This window comes from Hydrogenophaga sp. FG152, assembly GCF_057809615.1.
Genome location: NZ_JBMDKH010000010.1, coordinates 120,283 through 135,706 on the forward strand (window position 1 = coordinate 120,283; position 15,424 = coordinate 135,706).

Here is a 15,424-nt window from a genome sequence, read left to right on the forward strand (position 1 = left end):
GGTGAGGAGTTTCGCAACGCGAAGCGAGGCTCAGAAGTGGGCAAGGCATATCGAGAGCGCGATGGACAGCGGCAGCTACAGGTCCGGTGGCGTCGCTGATCGCATGCTTTTGGGCGATGTCCTTTCTCGATACTCGCACCAAGTCTCCCCATCGAAGCGCGGACATCTTGACGAGGTGATCCGGATCAATGCGCTCAAGCGAACCAAGATGGCCGGGTACAGCATGGCGAATCTCTCGCCTGCGGTCGTTGCCAGATTTCGAGATGAGCGACTGAGAACCGTTGGTGCTGGGGCGGTGATCCGCGACCTGTCATTGCTTTCGAGCGTCATCAACCATGCTCGCCGGGAATGGGGCGTCACGGCTGAGAACCCGTGCCAACTCGTCAAAAAGCCGCCCACGCCTTCCGGTCGTACACGCGTGCTCTCCGCAGAGGAGGAGGCGCGATTGCTTCGTAGCGTCGCCCCTGCGGGCCGTCGCAATCCCGAAGTTAAGCCACTTGTGCAACTCGCACTTCACACCGCGATGCGGCGGGGCGAACTGCTCGCACTGCGATGGGCGCACATCGACCTCGTCGCACAGACCGCCTACCTGCCGACATCTAAGAACGGTCAACCTCGCACCGTGCCACTCTCCCGCGCTGCGATAGAAGTCCTTCTGCAGGTGTCCGCTAACAAGGGCGAGCAAGTCTTCTCCATTACTGCGCCTGCGCTGGCGGCTGCATTCAAGAAAGCCACAGCAAGAGCAGGACTCGCAACATTCCGCTTCCACGATCTCCGTCACACAGCAACGAGCCGCATGGCCGACAAACTGCCAAACGTCATTGAGCTAGCAGCCGTCACCGGACACCGAAGTCTCCAGATGCTTAAGCGGTACTACCACCCGCGCCCGGCAGACTTGGCTCGGAAACTTGGCTGAGGCCCTGCGCCGTTTTGATTCAGTACCAATACTACACAGGCAGGTCGCGCAGCTCGGAAGTTCGCGCGGCCATTTTTTTGGACAAATTCCCCATATATCTCTATGGAGATACATAAGGAGCCCTTGTATGTCGCTTTCCCACAATTCTGAAATTGAAGAAGAATTTTTGTTCCCCGAGACTGCCACCTTTGCAGCTACAGAATCGGGTGAGAGCGCTTCCGCCAAGCGTCGCTACGATCCCGGACTCTACCTACGCGGTATCACCTTACAGAAGGACTTGAAGGCGTACCTAGAGAAGATGACGGCGGTGTATTTGGCAAGCCATCCCGAACAGCAGCGAGACTTGAATGTGAGTCTAGATGTGAAGGCTCGCGCAAAGAGCACTCCCGGCGCCTACAAAGTTACGCAAGCACTAATTGAGCTGATCGTCGGCCCGCGAGGAGCGGAGCTGACGCAGGACAAATGCCGGCAAGAAGTTCAGTCGCGATTTCCCGGCTTTGCCGTTCCGAAGGACTGGACGAAAGCAATGAGGCCATGGGAAATGGCCCATGCCAAGAAGGTTGCCGCTAGTGCAGCGGGATGCACCGCTTCGGTAGTTGTGAAGGCAGGCATGTCTCTTCGAGACCTACATGCCGCGAAGAAGCTATTGGCAGCGAGATCAAACTCCGAAGCGAGGACATATCGCGTTGAGATCACGTTCACCGATGAAGCCATCACCATTGGCGGGCTTCAAGTGAAGCAGACCAACAACCGCAGCAACGGCAAGGAATATGCTGTCGCCCGATTGAATGTGTCCAAGCTTGAACAGGCCGTGGCTCGCAAGCGCAGCAAGTGAGAGCGCGGCCCCTTCGGGGGCTGCTGCCTCCTTGCGCGATCTGTCTTTTTCTTAGCTCTCTCTATTTCATGCGCTGGATAAGTTCGTCCATTCTCCGCTGTCGATCTTGGCTCGTCTCTTCGCTCTTGGGAAGGCTTTCTGAGGAGGGCGCAACGGCTGAGCGCATGACTTCAGACATGAGCGGCGAAGGCACTAGCTCTCTGAATTGAGCCAGGACATTCCGCGCTGTCTCCAGCATGGCTTGATCGTTGTAGGAATGCAGATGGCCTTCCTTGCTGGCAACCTTCAACATCCCCGCAAGCGCCATGGCGCAGTAGTCCCGGACCTCAAGCGGCAGTCCGTTTTCCATGATGACGATAGAGAGCACTGTTGCGGCGAGCACATAGCCCTTGAGGCCTCCGCTCGCCAAGTCTGGAACTCGATTGAAGGCTAGCTCAACGAGCTTGTTCGCCATAGTCGCAGGGTCGCCGGGGAATGCTCCCATGCGCTGGCTGAACTCGAAATATTGTTGAATGGTCGCTGCCGCTTTGCTCTTTTGCACATTGCCGGACACCCAAGAGAACAGACCCATAAATCCTCGCCAATGAAGATGCGCTCAACCGGCCTGCGGTACATCCACAGACCTTGATGCTGCAGCCTGTATAGCAGAATGTGACGTAAAGGCGGCTGACTCAAACGCGGCACCGTTTGAGACTAAGCCTATGTCCCGTTCACAGGCCTCCGCTCAGCCCTCCGCAGGTCGGGCGCGAGAGGCATTGGCCTTGAACATGATTCGGTTGCGAGGTGAGCGCGGTTGGTCGCAAGAGGACTTGGCCCTTGAAGCCGGGTTGCACCGCACCTTTGTTGCCCATGTGGAGCGACAGGCTCGCAATATCTCCATCGACAATGTGGAGCGCCTTGCCCATGCCCTTGGGCTTCAGGCCTACCAACTGATGACGCCAACGGCAAAAGTCAAAAACGCTTCGCAATAGCGAGGCCCCACCTTCGCATTTACGCATCCGAGATTTCCCCCAGGCCCTCCCGCTTGCGAGAACGAGCAGCCCGTGGGGCCGCTCACGGGGGCGAGGTCAGTGCGCAGTCATGGGGTGGCCGGTGGCCGCGTTATCACGCACCCTCATGATGGTTTGCCTTGAGGTTCGCAGTTCGCGGGCGACCGACGCCACGGAGCCGCCATCAGAAAGCCGCTGGAGCGCTGCGCGGGCCTGCTCAGTCGTCAGGGCAGGCGGACGGCCTAGAACGGCTCCTGAGGCCTTTGCGCGGGTCAGACCGGCCTGTGTCCTCTCCACCAGTAGATCGCGCTCAAACTCTGCGACGGCAGCAATCACGCCCATCGTCATGCGTCCTGCGGGGCTGGAGAGGTCCACGCCGCCCAAGGCGAGGCAATGCACCCGTATGCCCTCCTGCGCCAAGCCTTCGACCGTTGCACGCACATCCATGGCATTGCGGCCCAACCGGTCCAGCTTTGTGACCACCAGCACGTCGCCGCGCTCCAGCTTGTTGCGCAGTTGGCGGAAGCCCGGGCGCTCCGACGCGGGCACGCTGCCAGACACCGTTTCCACGACTGCCCGCTGGGGCTCAACGATGAAGCCCGCTGCGGCGATCTCCTGAATCTGGTTGTCGGTGGTCTGGTCTTGGGTGCTGACGCGGCAGTAGGCAAAGACTCGGGGCATCCGTGATCTCCTGTTCAAAAAGGGAGTCCACAGATACCGGCTGTCCACAATGCCGTCAAGCTAGCTTATGGTCAGGGCGCAACAGGCTGTCCGGAACCGGTCGTTTTCGGATGGAGGTTTGCCTGGGCCACGCCTTCGGAGCCAAGGTAACTCACCGTCCTATACTTGCCACGTTGGCCCGAGGGGGCGTTTCTCTAGGAGAGTTCCTTGCGTTTGAGCGCGACCCAGCTGTCAGCCTGCTCAAGGCTGTTCTCCTCCGCTGTCTTTAGACAGTTGGCAGGGAAAGGCAAGTCCCCGTTGTTTGCGCGACTGATCAAGGAACTTGCGCCCTCCGGCGTAACGGGTGCCACCGTTGGTGAGGCTTTCGATGCGGCATTTTCTATGCTGCGCGTCGAAGCTCGTCGCGACGAATACGTGTACAGGTCAGCAGTCACACGTAAAGTCTTGTTGGGTACCCACTCACTATCTTCAGCATCTATGCTGACAGAGTTCCGAGTTGCCGATTGCAAGGCCGACTTGGCAATTTTGAATGGGACCGCAACAGTCTACGAGATCAAGTCCGAACGCGACTCTCTAAGCCGGTTGGCAAAACAGGTAGCGACTTATCAGACCTTCTTCTCTCGCGTGGTCGTAATTTGTGGAGAGAGTCATGCTGAAGAGGTTCTCAAGGTCACGCCGAGCGACGTTGGCGTCTTGCGTCTCTCGAAAAGACATCAAATCTCCACCTTGCGCGAAGCCACCGACCGCCCTGATCTAATTTGTCCGTTGACGGTCCTCGACTCGCTACGCTCTTCCGAGGCAGCAGAAATCCTCAACCGTCTTGGCATCTCAGTCCCAGCCGTTCCAAATACGCAATTGCGGTTAGAAATGCGGGCACTCTTCGCACGACTAAAGCCTGAAGACGTTCACGGAGAGATGATCCGAACATTGAAAAGGTCACGTGATCTTGCGCCTTTAAGAACTCTCGTTGCACAATTGCCTACATCTTTGCAGGCCGCCGCGCTGTCGGTGCCCATAAAGAAATCAGATCACGATAAGTTGGTCGAAGCTATAAACACAAATTTAGATTTGGCACTAGGCTGGGGCGGATAATAATGTATTTCCCTTACTTTCGAGGCAAGCAGTACGAGCTAATTACTGTACGCGAGAATGCCGCCAAACTGCAAGCTGCGGGGTTCACACCCATCATTGAACCGGTCAAGGAGTCGCTGGGTGGCTTGGAAAAGGCATTGAATGCCATTTGCGAGGCAGATGGGACAGCTGTAGTTATCGTGAACCCATATCACGGTGACCACGCAGCGACAGGCGATGCGATTTCAGCACTATTGAAAGAGAAGTTCCTGCCCAAGCGTAAGATTGCCGCTGGGGTTCTGCTCAAAGAGAATGTCACTGTCGAAGAGGCGCTGCACTGCTGCCAGATTCATGCGGACCATGACCTCACACTAATTCATGCAGGTTTCACTGGTGCAAGAGCGCTTGCTGAGGGCTTGGGTGCTAAGCTGGCTGATACTAGACACGTTTTTTTCGAGAAAGATTGTGGCAAGCTTTATCGCAAGCACTTTCAAGGTAGTAAACGCATAATTGTTGGCGATGGTTTTCAAAAGCGTACCAATAGCAAGTATCCACTAGTAGAACCATACTCTGACCTCCATGTAACCTACACCGAAGAAGGCATGGACGGCTTTGGTGATTTTCTAACGGTAGGCGACGATTATTCAGAGGGTGGGGGGCCTGCCTACGCTATTGCCATTCATCTCACCTTCATTGATGCGGCAAATGATGATGCAATGTTCATCTATCACTTCAAATCTCTACGGATCGACACGCCCACTGATCCAGCCGGAAAATTTGCAGAAGCGCTCAATGCAATGATTGAAAAACTCGACGAGCCTCAATCTAAGGTACTGGAAACTGAGGCTGTTCAAGAGTTCCGCAGCCTCCATGAGAAGCGTCACTTTCCAGGGCTTGGCTACATAAAGAAGCTCTCCATGCAGCACCATATTGAGACGTTGGCAGCTTACTTCTCATGACTTCGAGCGCTGCGGGGATGAAATGTTGCGCCAGCTGCTTTAACGATCGCAGCCTGCTTAGAGATATCATTCCCTCGCTTTCTGAGGAGCTTGGCAAATGCTCTTATTGCGGGACAGATCAAGCCACGCTCGTGCATCCAACGCAGCTAGCAGAGCTGTTTGGGCCATTGATTTCAATCTATGAGCCAGATGCTCATGGAAAGCTTCTTGTTGAGTGGATGAAGTCCGACTGGGGGCTATTCAGTCATCCACGCATGGATGTGCCTGCAGCCAAGAATTTGCTCGGGGACATACTCGACGATGGCGAGATCGTGCGCCGCAATTTTTCGCCTTCCAGCAAGTATCTAAGCGATGGCCTAGACAGATGGGAGGCGTTACGCGATGAATTGATGTACAAAAACAGGTACTTCCCTGACTCTAATCTAGATAAGGAGCGACTGTCTAATTTGCTGCTCCACTTAAGAGCTGACGCTCCCCCAGTGATCTGGTATCGCTCAAGAATTCAGCAAGGAGATCAGCCCTATCCCGTCGAGGCGATGAGCGCTCCCCCCAAGCGTGTCACCTCGCATGGTCGGGCCAATCCGCCCGGTATTCCGTACCTATATCTCGGCTCAACTCAGCAGACAGCAGTTTCTGAAATTCGGCCTCACACTGGCGAGATCGTGTGCATAGCTGACTTCACCCTAGCTCCAGGCCTGCAAATGATTGATCTGCGCAATCCTAAGAGTTTGATTTCCCCGTTTTTCTTCGGTGACGAGGATCAAATCGGGGCCATGCGAAATGATCTGCCGTTCCTCGAACGGCTGGGACAAGAGCTTACTAGGCCCGTTCTCCCGCAGGGCGCAGCTATCGACTATGTACCTAGTCAATACCTATGCGAGTTCATCAAGAAGGCGGGGTATGACGGGGTGATTTACAAGAGCTCTGTAAGTGATGGAATGAATCTGGCACTGTTCAGTCCCGACAAGGCTGTTCCGGGAGCGGTAGAGCAACGTCGCGTCGTAAGCGTGCAGGTTGAAATCGCATAACAGAGGAACACAGCACACGGACCCGATGGGCAAAGGCATAGCCGCAGCGTCAATCCGTTAGCTTCTGCCGTTTTGTTGACTCGCTTGCGACTAAGCAATATCCTGCGTCCCCTTGGTCAAAGTTCTTGTCCAAGTTTTGTCCAACTGCGTTGACCAAGAATCGTGTTTTTCGTTGCCTCCGGCACTACCCCTCCGCGCTAAGTCGTTGATTTAGCACGCCTTATCAGCGGTATCGGTAGCATTGCTCGCCATTTATGACATGTGCAAAGCCGTGGATCGGGGGATGGTGATGGGAGGGGTTCGGCTGGTGGAGAAACGCGGGGGGAAGAGCGGAAGCTTCACGGCGCTCCCTTGACCATCCACGCTCAATAAGGGTCCACTGGCAGAAAAAGCACGGGGCGTGCATCCAGCGGCGAGAGGATGGCTGTCCAGAACGCATGCCGGCTGGCCACCGGCAGGTAGCGAGCACCGTCCAAGCTCAATCCCGCCGACGCCAGGCCGGCCTGAATCATCGGCACGGCCTCGGGTTTGGCGGCAAGCAATGCACTGAGTGGCAGGGCGGCTGACTGAATGGCTTGCGTCTGCGTGTCATACCCAACCCAGAGATCGGCGCGCGCACCGATGTCCAAGCCTTGCAAGGCTGCCATCGTCACCTCCATCCTTTCGGTTGCCGAGGCAAACGGGCGCACCGCCACCAGCTCGGGACCGCGAACCGGCAGCGAGCGGAATTCGGGCGCGCTCTGAGCAAGCAAGCCTGGGTCGACGTCGATCGCGTGAATCACCCTCAGGCGATCGATCTCGAAGGCCAGGTACACCGGCCGGGCCTGGAACACGGTCCACGCCCCATACGACAAGGCGCCGACCTGCACGAGCGCAATCAGGGCCACGTCCATGCGCAACTCTTTGAGCGGCTTCTTCGCGGCCGCGACCGCGAAGGTGCACACGGGACCCAGCACGACGTCCACGGCCGCCACGAGCAGGAACAGGTTCAGACCACCCGCCAGAACCCGGTAAGGGTGGGGGTACCAGACGAAGAAGATCAACCCGCCCACCACGAGCAGGATCAGGGCACTGACCAGGAAATGCCCGATGGCCCACTTGAAGCGGTATCGAAGAGCAGCGTGCATGGCGGAGGGACTCACGGGGTTGGCAAGGAAACCTGGGGATTGTCGGACGGCGCAAGGGGCAGGGGCTCGGAGCGATCCACGGTTTCCGGGGCCAGCTGGAAAGAGGTGCTGCGTCCGGCATAGTCCGGCCAGTTCAACGAGGCGAGCGAAGGATGAGTCTTCTGATCGCGCGCCCAGATGTCCTGCATCGTCGAAACAAGGTCAGCGCCCATGATGGCGTTGAGGCGCATCATCCAGACGCGCGCAGTTTCTGTCTCACCGGCAAGCGCATGCGCCTTGGCCGCCGCGTAGTAGGCCGGCGGAGAGTTCACGCTGCGCGCCGTGTCCGAAATCCAGAGGAGTTCCTGCTCGCTCATCCCCGGCCGCAGCGGCAGGCGGTACAACACCAGTTCATCGTGAATCTGGTTGAGCACGCGCGGCTCGTGCACTTCAATGTCCGGCCGCTGGCCCACGCGGCTGTTCTCGAAGCGCCACTCGGTGTAGCGCTCCTGGTAAGGGAAATAGTCGGCCGACATCCAGCCTGCCACGCCCAAAGTCAGCAACCCAACCATGCCCCACGACCACCGGGGCAACGAATGCCCCTTCGAAGTGGCATCCACTGGCATCAACCAGCCGGCGAACAAGGCGGCGGGCGCCATGAAATAGAGAAACTGATGAGGCAGTTCAAGCATGGCGTGCACACCCAACGCCGCCAGCACGGCCAGCGCAAAGACGTTCTCGGGCCGCTTCGGCAGCTCCAGCAGCCGCTTGCTCAACCAGAGACCCACGGCGCCCAGCAGCATCAGCCCAAGAGGGATTCCGAACCAGAGCAACACGTCGAGGACGGCATTGTGCGCATGAGCGAAACGCTGGCCGATGTACAACTCCGGTTGCAGATGCGCCACGGCCACGTAGGCAAACCCGCCGTCGGTCAGACCGTAGCCGAACCACGGGCGCTCAAGAAGGGCGGCGCCAAAGGCCCGCCAGGCGTCGATGCGGGCACCATCAATGGCAGTCAAACGGGCCTCGGTGTTCTGCTGCATGCCCAGGCCCAGCCAGTTGGCTACCTCCTTGAAATTCAGCAACCACAGGATCAGCAACACCAGGCCCGCAAACCAGACCATGCAGATGGCACGTCGCCCTTCGCCTTTCAACACCAAGGCCAGCAGCCCGGTTACAACAGCCATCTCCAGCAGGCCCGCGCGCGACTGGGTAAGACCGATGCCGATGCCAATCCACGCGAACAGCAGCACGAACATGCCCAACGAGAGCATGCGACGGTGCCGAAACCAGGTCAGGCCGATCAGCCCCCAGACCTGGATGGTCGCCAGCTGGTTGGGCTGCAGGATCATGCCGGAGGGGCGCTGACGATCGTTGATGGGGGTGACCAGCAACAGCACCAGGGAGTCGAAATCGCTGGAGTACCACTGCAACCACTGGATCCACTGCACCGGCACGTTCAACGCCGCGCCCAGGGCCAGGGCCGCGAAAACAATGTCCAGCAGCCGGTGGTGCTGGTTCGACCGCGCAGCATGACCGAGCAGAAAGGCCACCAGGACGGCCGCCACGTAAGCCGATGACACCGCCGCCGTGCCCGCTTTGGGCATCAGACCGCCAAGCCACTGCCCCCAAGGCACCAGGATCAGCAGCCCCAGCACGCCAACGAACGCCGACAGGGGCACGCGCCAGCGGGTCTGCCAAGCCACCACGATGGCGATCAAGCCCAGTGCGACGGCCATCGCCACTTCGTGGTGAAAGGCATTCCAGGGCAGTTGATGATTCGGCATCAGCCAGATCAGCGACAGCACCATCGCGGCGAGAACATTCTCGACTTGCTGGAGAGGCTCGTAACGAGGCGGCATGAAGACGGTCTGAATCAGAGCAAAAGAAAAGGCCGCATCGCGGCCTTTTCGGATTGGATCACGCTTTGAGCAAGGTAATCACTGACGGCAGGAGCCGGGGAGGTACTTCGCCAGCATCGGGTTGGTCGTATCGGGGCCGCAGCGCCATTCCTGAATCACACTGCCGCCATCGGTCGTGCCTTCAAGCGCACGGCCAGAAATCCAGGGAACCAGGCGGATCTGGTTGGTGGTGGCGGTCACTTGCCCACCGATGTTGGCCGCGTTGCCAATGATCGTGATGACACCGTCGTCATTCGCGGAACCGGACGACACCATGCGCGTCGGGGTGACGTCGCAGGCGGCCGGGATGGCAGAAGCAACGTTGGCGCCGGGGGCGGTCTGAACCACTTCCGTGATCGAGGTGCGGCAGGAAGAAGCCGCCAGGATCACTTCCGACACGCGCGCACGCACCGTGTAGTCTTGGTAAGCGGGCAACGCGACGGCCGCCAGAATACCGATGATGGCCACCACGATCATCAATTCGATCAGGGTGAAGCCTTTTTGAATGGCACGGTTCAATTTCATGGAGAACTCCTTGGGAGGCAGGGGTTGGGATAAGAACGGCCTCCTATCAGCACGCCCCGTGCCAGCCCGAAATGCCACGCTTTTTGAGGTCTTTTTAACGCTTCACCCTGCATCAGTGACATTTGGTGACCCCTGCATCGGCATGCGACCGACAATTTTTGTCACCTCGCCTTCAGGCAACGGCTTTTGTCACAACTCGAAGGTCTGCCCCGCGCTGAGCCAGCGGATGTCGTGGCGCACATCGCCCGCGCGGTTGGGCGCTTCGTCGAAGCGGCGGATCTCTTCCATGATCAAACCGGTTTCCGCCGGCTTGGTGTGGGTGATGTAGATCGGGTAGCGCTGACGGCCATCGATCTGCTCCAGCTCCTGCGCCAGCAGGCTGGGAGCCAGGTGCAGGCTGCGCTGCGCGAGGGCGTGCTCCCGGTCGCTGAAGGCGGTTTCGATCACCAGCAGGGCCACGGGGAGCTGGTTGACGCGCTGCCAGAACGCCGGGTTGCGCCCGGTGTCGCCACTGAAGACCCAGTGCCCCGAGGCGCTGGCGGCGGCAAAGCCGACCGCCGGCACGGTGTGCACCGCAGGCAAGACCTCGACCGACTTGCCGCCGACATGGAGCACCTCCCCGACCGCAATGGACACGAAGCGCATGAGCGGCGTGTCCACACTGGGAATGGCGGAGAAGTCGGGCCAGATCAGGTTGTTGAAGATGTGCACCTTGAGCGCGGCGATGGTGCCTGGCAGCGCGTGCACCTGCAGCGGCGCAGCGTTGCTGGCCAGGCGCCTGGCGGCCACGGCATCGAGCATGAGGGGCAGCGCGGCCACGTGATCCAGGTGCGAATGGGTGAGCAGGACGTGGTCCACTCGCGCCATCTCATCCAGGGTCAGATCGCCCACGCCGGTACCGGCGTCGATCAGGACGTTGTCGTCGAGCAGAAAGGACGTGGTGCGGCAACCATGGGCGATGGCGCCAGAGCACCCCAGTACGCGGACCCTCATTTGGCAGCTTTGGCAGTGGCATGGCCGGGACCGCCGGCACATTGGATGGGGGAAACTGGTTGCCTCAACCCGAACAAGCCGGGTCGGCAACCGACTGCCGAAGGCTACCCGTTTGACCAGGCGCCGGAAAGGACTTTTTTGGCATTTCTGCCGATGGTTGCCATGCCCGGTCCACGGGCATGGCACGGCTTCGTCTCAGTGCTGGACGAACTGCATCTGCGTGCCGGCCAGTTCCAGCAGGTCGCCATGGTGCAGGCTCACGGCGTCGGTCCCGATGGGGCTGCCGTTGATGGTGGGCTTCTGCGTGCCTTCGACCAGGGCCACCACATAACCATGGGGCCGGCGCGTGATGGCCGCCACCGCCACGCCGGGCTTGCCGATGGTGGTCACCACCTTGACCAGAGGCACTTCGCGGCCGGCCGCCGTGCCGGACATGACCTTGATCGCGGCGTTGCCCAGCGGTGCGCCCTGGGAGTCGCCAGCCTCCACCACGGAGCCGGCGTTGATGACGGTGGTCTTTTCGTAGGTTTCGCTCGCGCCTTCGTGCACGAACTTGATCTTGTACTTGCCGATTTCGACGGCATCGCCGTTCTGCAGCTGCTGCTTCTTGATCGCCTTGCCGTTGACGTAGGTGCCGTTGGTGCTGTTGAGGTCTTCCAGGAACACGTCCATGCCCGACATCTGCATCACGGCATGCTCACCGCTGACCGCGAGGTTGTCGATCACGATGTCGTTGTAAGGACGCCGGCCCAGCGTGGTGCGGTCTTTCGTGAGCTGCACTTCCTTGATGACGACACCGTCGATGGAAACGATCATTTTCGGCATGGCCGACTCCTCTGGAACCTATTGATTGAATTCTGATAATGCGCTGGCGACTACTTGCCGAGCATCCGCGATAGCAGGCCTTTGCGGATCGGCTTCGATCGAGCATACGCCAGTATCACCGAAATATTGTCGCGTCCACCGCAGTCGTTGGCCCCGTCCACCAGGGCCTGCGCCTTTTCCTCCAGCGTGCCCGCGGTCACCAGAATGGCGGCAATGCGCTCGTCGCTCATCATGTCGCTGAGCCCGTCGGAACAGAACAGATAGAGGTCTTCATCCTCGACCCGGTACTCGTTGACTTCGAGCAACACCGTGTCTTCCACCCCCAGGGCGCGGGTGACCAGGTTCTTGTGGGTGGCGTACTGGGCCTGCTCCAGCGAAATGAGCCCGGCGTCGATCTGCTCCTGCAGCAAGGAGTGGTCCCGCGTGATCTGCACGAAGCTGCCGGTGCGCAGGCGGTAGCAGCGCGAGTCGCCCACATGGCCGATCATGGCGCGCGCGCCGTGGAACACACCCATGACCAGGGTGGTGCCCATGCCGGCGTATTGCGCGTTGGAATTCGCGGCGTTGAAGATGGACCGGTTGGCGTTGTCGATGCAGATCTCCATGGCGCGCTTGAGTTCGCGCGCGCTCGCCTCATGCCCCCCCTCGGACATCCATCGCCCAAGCTCGGTCCGGATGAAGGTGGTCGCCATCGCGCTCGCGACTTCTCCCGCGTTGTACCCGCCCATGCCATCGGCCAGCACCACGATCTGGTTGTCGGGATCGAGGGCCACGGAGTCCTCGTTGTTGTCCCTGACCAGACCCGGATCTGTCAGACAAAAATACTCAAAAATCATATTGTTGGATTTATAAGCGGATATCGAAGCTGACTGTCTCGGGCTCGCGCGACGAAACCGGCACCGGCGTGACAACTGTGGCAAGCACCGCGTTTTCATGGCCGGTCCCATGGGAAGCGGGCACGGTCTGATGCGCCATGTGAACGTCGGGGGACGCAGACAGGGCGACGATGGTCTTGCGGAGGTCGGTGGCGATTTCGAGCCCTGTCTGGTACCTTTCCGCAGGTGATTTCGACAGGGTCTTGCTCAGTATATCGGCCAGTTCCGGTGGCAATTCAGGACGTCGTTCACGCACATCGGGAGCGGGCTGGTTGGCGATCTGGTACATGAGCGCGGCCATCGAATCGCCGCGCAGCGGCAAGCTGCCCGTGAGCAACTGGAACAGCATGACCCCCAGCGAATAGAGGTCCGAGCGGCCGTCCACGCGCTGGCCGGCCAGCTGCTCGGGCGACATGAAGCTCGGGGTGCCCAGCACCATGCCCGTGCGGGTCTTGCTGGACCCCGTGATGCGCGCAATGCCGAAGTCGGTGACCTTCACCGAATCGGTGGCGGGGTCGTACATCACGTTGGCGGGCTTGATATCGCGGTGCACCACCTGCTGGCGGTGCGCATGGTCCAGCGCCAGCGCCACGCGTTCGCCGATGGACAGCACGGCCGCGACCGGCAACAGCTGTCCGTCGCGGGTGTGCGCTGCGAGGTCGCGCCCCTGCAGGAACTCCATCGCGATGTAGGCCAGGTCATGCTCTTCGCCCGCATCGAAGATGGTGACGATGTTCGGGTGCTGCAGCCGCCCGGCCGTTTCGGCTTCGCGGAAGAAACGTTCGCGCACGTCGGCCAATTCCGTGCCTTCGAACTCGGCGCTCAGCGCCAGCGTCTTGATGGCCACGGTGCGCCCGATCTTCGGATCCAGGCCCTGGTACACCACACCCATGGCACCCTTGCCCAGCTCCTTCTCGACCCGGTATCGGCCCAACATGGGTTTCTCGACACGCTCATCGCCGAGCACCAGCGTTCCGCCTGGATGCGACACGCCCGGCCCCAGCACCACCGTGTTCGAAAGATGCCTGGTCCGCTGAAGGCGTGCCACCACATCGGTGTCGGTGCGATCGAGCCGTGTCATGTGCTCGTACACCGCTTCGGCCTTGTTGAACTGGCGCTTGCGCTCGAAGTCCAGCGCAAGATGCCGGAGGTTGTCCATCAGCGCGGGACTGAAGGGCACGCGGCGCAGGCGGTCGAACGCCATGTCGAGCTGACCCTGGCCCTGCAGCGCCAGACCCATCATGCGGTTGGTTTCGGCCGACTCCTCGTCCGCCTTGATCTTGCCCGCTTCCGTTGCGAGGAAGCGCCGGGTGGTGAGCGCGAGGTGCCCGATCAGCAGCAGCGCGGCCGGGAACACCAGCTGGAGCCAGACGGACGCCGACGCCAGAAGTTGGTATTCGGCTCCCAGCAGGGCCAGGAACAGCGCACCCGTCACCACGGCGCCCGCAGCGGCGGACAGGCGCGGCAGCAACGCCACCAGATACGCCACGACCACCAGCAACACGCCCAGCACCGCCAGTCCACCCCAGGCCGGCTGGGCAATGAAATGCCCATTGAGGATGCTGGAAGTGATGTGCGCAAGGATGGCGGCGGGGGACATCGCCGGCGACACCGGGGTGGTGAAGAGCGTGCCCACGCCCGCTGCGGTCGCACCGATGATGACCACCTTGTCGGCAAACTTGCTGGCGGGAATGCGCCCGGAGATCACGTCGTAGAAGGAGTCCACCGCGAAGGCGGGCTTGCCGTCGCGATCGGCATAGAACTGCGGCAGCAGGCGCGCGGCTTCGTCGGTCGGCAGGCGGGTCGGGCCCAGCTGCACGCCCTCGCCCGGCCACAGGCGGATGTCCTCCATGCCCAGGTTCAGGCTGTGCGCCGCGACGCTCAGCGCCATGGAGGGCACCGCGTAACCATCGAAATCCACCAGCAGCGCTTCCCGGCGCACCGCGCCGTCGGCATCCTGAATCTGGTTGAGGTGGCCCACCGCCCGCGCGGCCTCTCCCACGGCGGGCAGGGGCTGTTGCGTGCGTTGCGCCGGCAGGCCGAAGCCGCTGTCGTTGGCCAGCGCGCTGCGCTGGGCGAAGGCGGGCAAAGGCGCGTCGGGCCGGCCCAGCGGCTCACCCAGGGTGAACACCGAAGGCACGATCACGTTGCCCGCGCGCGCCATGCTGCCGACCAGCCGGGCATCGGTATCCAGCCGTTGCTCGGCCTCGCCAATGAATCCCAGCAGGCGCTGGCGCGACACGGCGCCCAGATCGGGCAGCGGTGTGGCGCCGGGTGCCGTGCCGTCGAGCTGGCCGCGCAAGGCCCGCAACTGGGCCAGGCCCCGGTCGGTCTGCGGTTCGAAGAAGAAGGCGGTGTGGGCGACGGTCTTGGCCTTGGCCGCGCTGAGCTGGTCGATCAGCTCCGCATGCACCTCGCGCGACCAGGGCCATCGCCCGATGTTGGCGATGCTCTGGTCGTCGATCGCGATGATGGCGATGCGCTCGCTGGGCAGGCGGCTGCTGGCCGCGCTGGCGACGTCGTAGAAGCGGCGTTCCAAGCTGTCGAACAGGTCGGTCGAAGCGTGCAGCGCGAGAACGGCGAGCACCACCCCGAGGCCCAGGAAGGCGTCGGATCGCCAGATCCGGCCTCGGCCTGGCAGGGGTTTCGTCTTGCGGGTGGACACGTCGCGCATTCTCCGGGTAGGTTCGCCTGCAGGTCGCCGCGAACTGCCCAAAGGT

Annotated in this window: 15 protein-coding genes and 1 pseudogene; 7 read left to right on the forward strand and 9 right to left on the reverse strand. The window is 60.8% G+C overall.

Annotated features, from left to right (window positions below; genetic code table 11):
- The first annotated feature begins 61 nt into the window (after nucleotides 1-61).
- A complete protein-coding gene (locus tag ACODTB_RS13860; RefSeq protein WP_488929405.1) occupies nucleotides 62-916 on the forward strand; it encodes a site-specific integrase in 855 nt (284 codons plus the stop codon).
- 127 nt (nucleotides 917-1,043) lie between these two features.
- Nucleotides 1,044-1,751, forward strand: coding sequence for a hypothetical protein (locus ACODTB_RS13865; RefSeq protein WP_488929406.1), 708 nt, complete (start codon nucleotides 1,044-1,046; stop codon nucleotides 1,749-1,751).
- A 61-nt stretch (nucleotides 1,752-1,812) separates the two neighbouring features.
- Here the strand turns inward: ACODTB_RS13865 and ACODTB_RS13870 are convergent, their stop codons facing one another.
- On the reverse strand, nucleotides 1,813-2,322 hold the full coding sequence (locus ACODTB_RS13870; protein ID WP_488929407.1) for a hypothetical protein: 510 nt from the start codon (nucleotides 2,320-2,322) through the stop codon (nucleotides 1,813-1,815).
- A gap of 196 nt (nucleotides 2,323-2,518) precedes the next feature.
- On the opposite strand from ACODTB_RS13870, the gene ACODTB_RS13875 reads away from it, so the two are divergent.
- Entirely contained in the window at nucleotides 2,519-2,722 is a 204-nt protein-coding gene (locus ACODTB_RS13875; protein ID WP_488929424.1) for a helix-turn-helix domain-containing protein, read from the forward strand.
- A 96-nt stretch (nucleotides 2,723-2,818) separates the two neighbouring features.
- Here the strand turns inward: ACODTB_RS13875 and ACODTB_RS13880 are convergent, their stop codons facing one another.
- Nucleotides 2,819-3,421 carry a recombinase family protein gene (locus ACODTB_RS13880; RefSeq protein ID WP_488929408.1) on the reverse strand — a complete coding sequence of 201 codons (603 nt, stop codon included), beginning with the start codon at nucleotides 3,419-3,421 and terminating at the stop codon, nucleotides 2,819-2,821.
- A 207-nt stretch (nucleotides 3,422-3,628) separates the two neighbouring features.
- Here ACODTB_RS13880 and ACODTB_RS13885 point away from each other — a divergent pair, with 207 nt between their 5' ends.
- From ACODTB_RS13885 to ACODTB_RS13900, 4 genes and pseudogenes are all read left to right on the forward strand, one after another.
- Nucleotides 3,629-4,513 (forward strand): sce7726 family protein, encoded by an 885-nt coding sequence (locus ACODTB_RS13885; protein WP_488929409.1) that lies wholly within the window; start codon nucleotides 3,629-3,631, stop codon nucleotides 4,511-4,513.
- A 2-nt stretch (nucleotides 4,514-4,515) separates the two neighbouring features.
- On the forward strand, nucleotides 4,516-5,451 hold the full coding sequence (locus ACODTB_RS13890) for a sce7725 family protein (RefSeq protein WP_488929410.1): 936 nt from the start codon (nucleotides 4,516-4,518) through the stop codon (nucleotides 5,449-5,451).
- Nucleotides 5,448-6,479, forward strand: a complete 1,032-nt coding sequence (locus tag ACODTB_RS13895) for an RES family NAD+ phosphorylase (RefSeq protein ID WP_488929411.1) — start codon at nucleotides 5,448-5,450, stop codon at nucleotides 6,477-6,479. Before ACODTB_RS13890 ends, ACODTB_RS13895 begins: the two co-directional genes overlap by 4 nt.
- Nucleotides 6,480-6,696: 217 nt before the next feature.
- A pseudogene (locus ACODTB_RS13900) lies at nucleotides 6,697-6,834 on the forward strand (cyclic pyranopterin monophosphate synthase MoaC); the annotation flags it as partial.
- Nucleotides 6,835-6,844: 10 nt separating this feature from the next.
- Here the strand turns inward: ACODTB_RS13900 and tfpZ are convergent.
- From tfpZ to ACODTB_RS13935, 7 genes are all read right to left on the reverse strand, one after another.
- Nucleotides 6,845-7,606, reverse strand: coding sequence for a TfpX/TfpZ family type IV pilin accessory protein (gene tfpZ / locus ACODTB_RS13905; protein ID WP_291111555.1), 762 nt, complete (start codon nucleotides 7,604-7,606; stop codon nucleotides 6,845-6,847).
- Between the two features lie 11 nt (nucleotides 7,607-7,617).
- The gene (locus ACODTB_RS13910; RefSeq protein WP_291111553.1) at nucleotides 7,618-9,447 is read right to left on the reverse strand and encodes a PglL family O-oligosaccharyltransferase; all 1,830 of its coding nucleotides are present in this window, start codon (nucleotides 9,445-9,447) and stop codon (nucleotides 7,618-7,620) included.
- Nucleotides 9,448-9,525: 78 nt separating this feature from the next.
- Nucleotides 9,526-10,011: a pilin gene (locus ACODTB_RS13915; RefSeq protein ID WP_291111551.1), complete on the reverse strand. Its 486-nt coding sequence runs from the start codon at nucleotides 10,009-10,011 to the stop codon at nucleotides 9,526-9,528.
- 189 nt (nucleotides 10,012-10,200) lie between these two features.
- Nucleotides 10,201-11,004, reverse strand: coding sequence for a 3',5'-cyclic-nucleotide phosphodiesterase (locus tag ACODTB_RS13920; protein ID WP_291111549.1), 804 nt, complete (start codon nucleotides 11,002-11,004; stop codon nucleotides 10,201-10,203).
- Nucleotides 11,005-11,199: 195 nt separating this feature from the next.
- Nucleotides 11,200-11,829, reverse strand: a complete 630-nt coding sequence (locus ACODTB_RS13925; protein ID WP_291111547.1) for an FHA domain-containing protein — start codon at nucleotides 11,827-11,829, stop codon at nucleotides 11,200-11,202.
- Nucleotides 11,830-11,879: 50 nt separating this feature from the next.
- Complete coding sequence (locus tag ACODTB_RS13930) at nucleotides 11,880-12,665, reverse strand: Stp1/IreP family PP2C-type Ser/Thr phosphatase (RefSeq protein ID WP_291111545.1); 786 nt, start codon at nucleotides 12,663-12,665, stop codon at nucleotides 11,880-11,882.
- A gap of 10 nt (nucleotides 12,666-12,675) precedes the next feature.
- Nucleotides 12,676-15,369, reverse strand: a complete 2,694-nt coding sequence (locus tag ACODTB_RS13935) for a CHASE2 domain-containing serine/threonine-protein kinase (RefSeq protein WP_291111543.1) — start codon at nucleotides 15,367-15,369, stop codon at nucleotides 12,676-12,678.
- Between the last annotated feature and the right edge of the window lie 55 nt (nucleotides 15,370-15,424).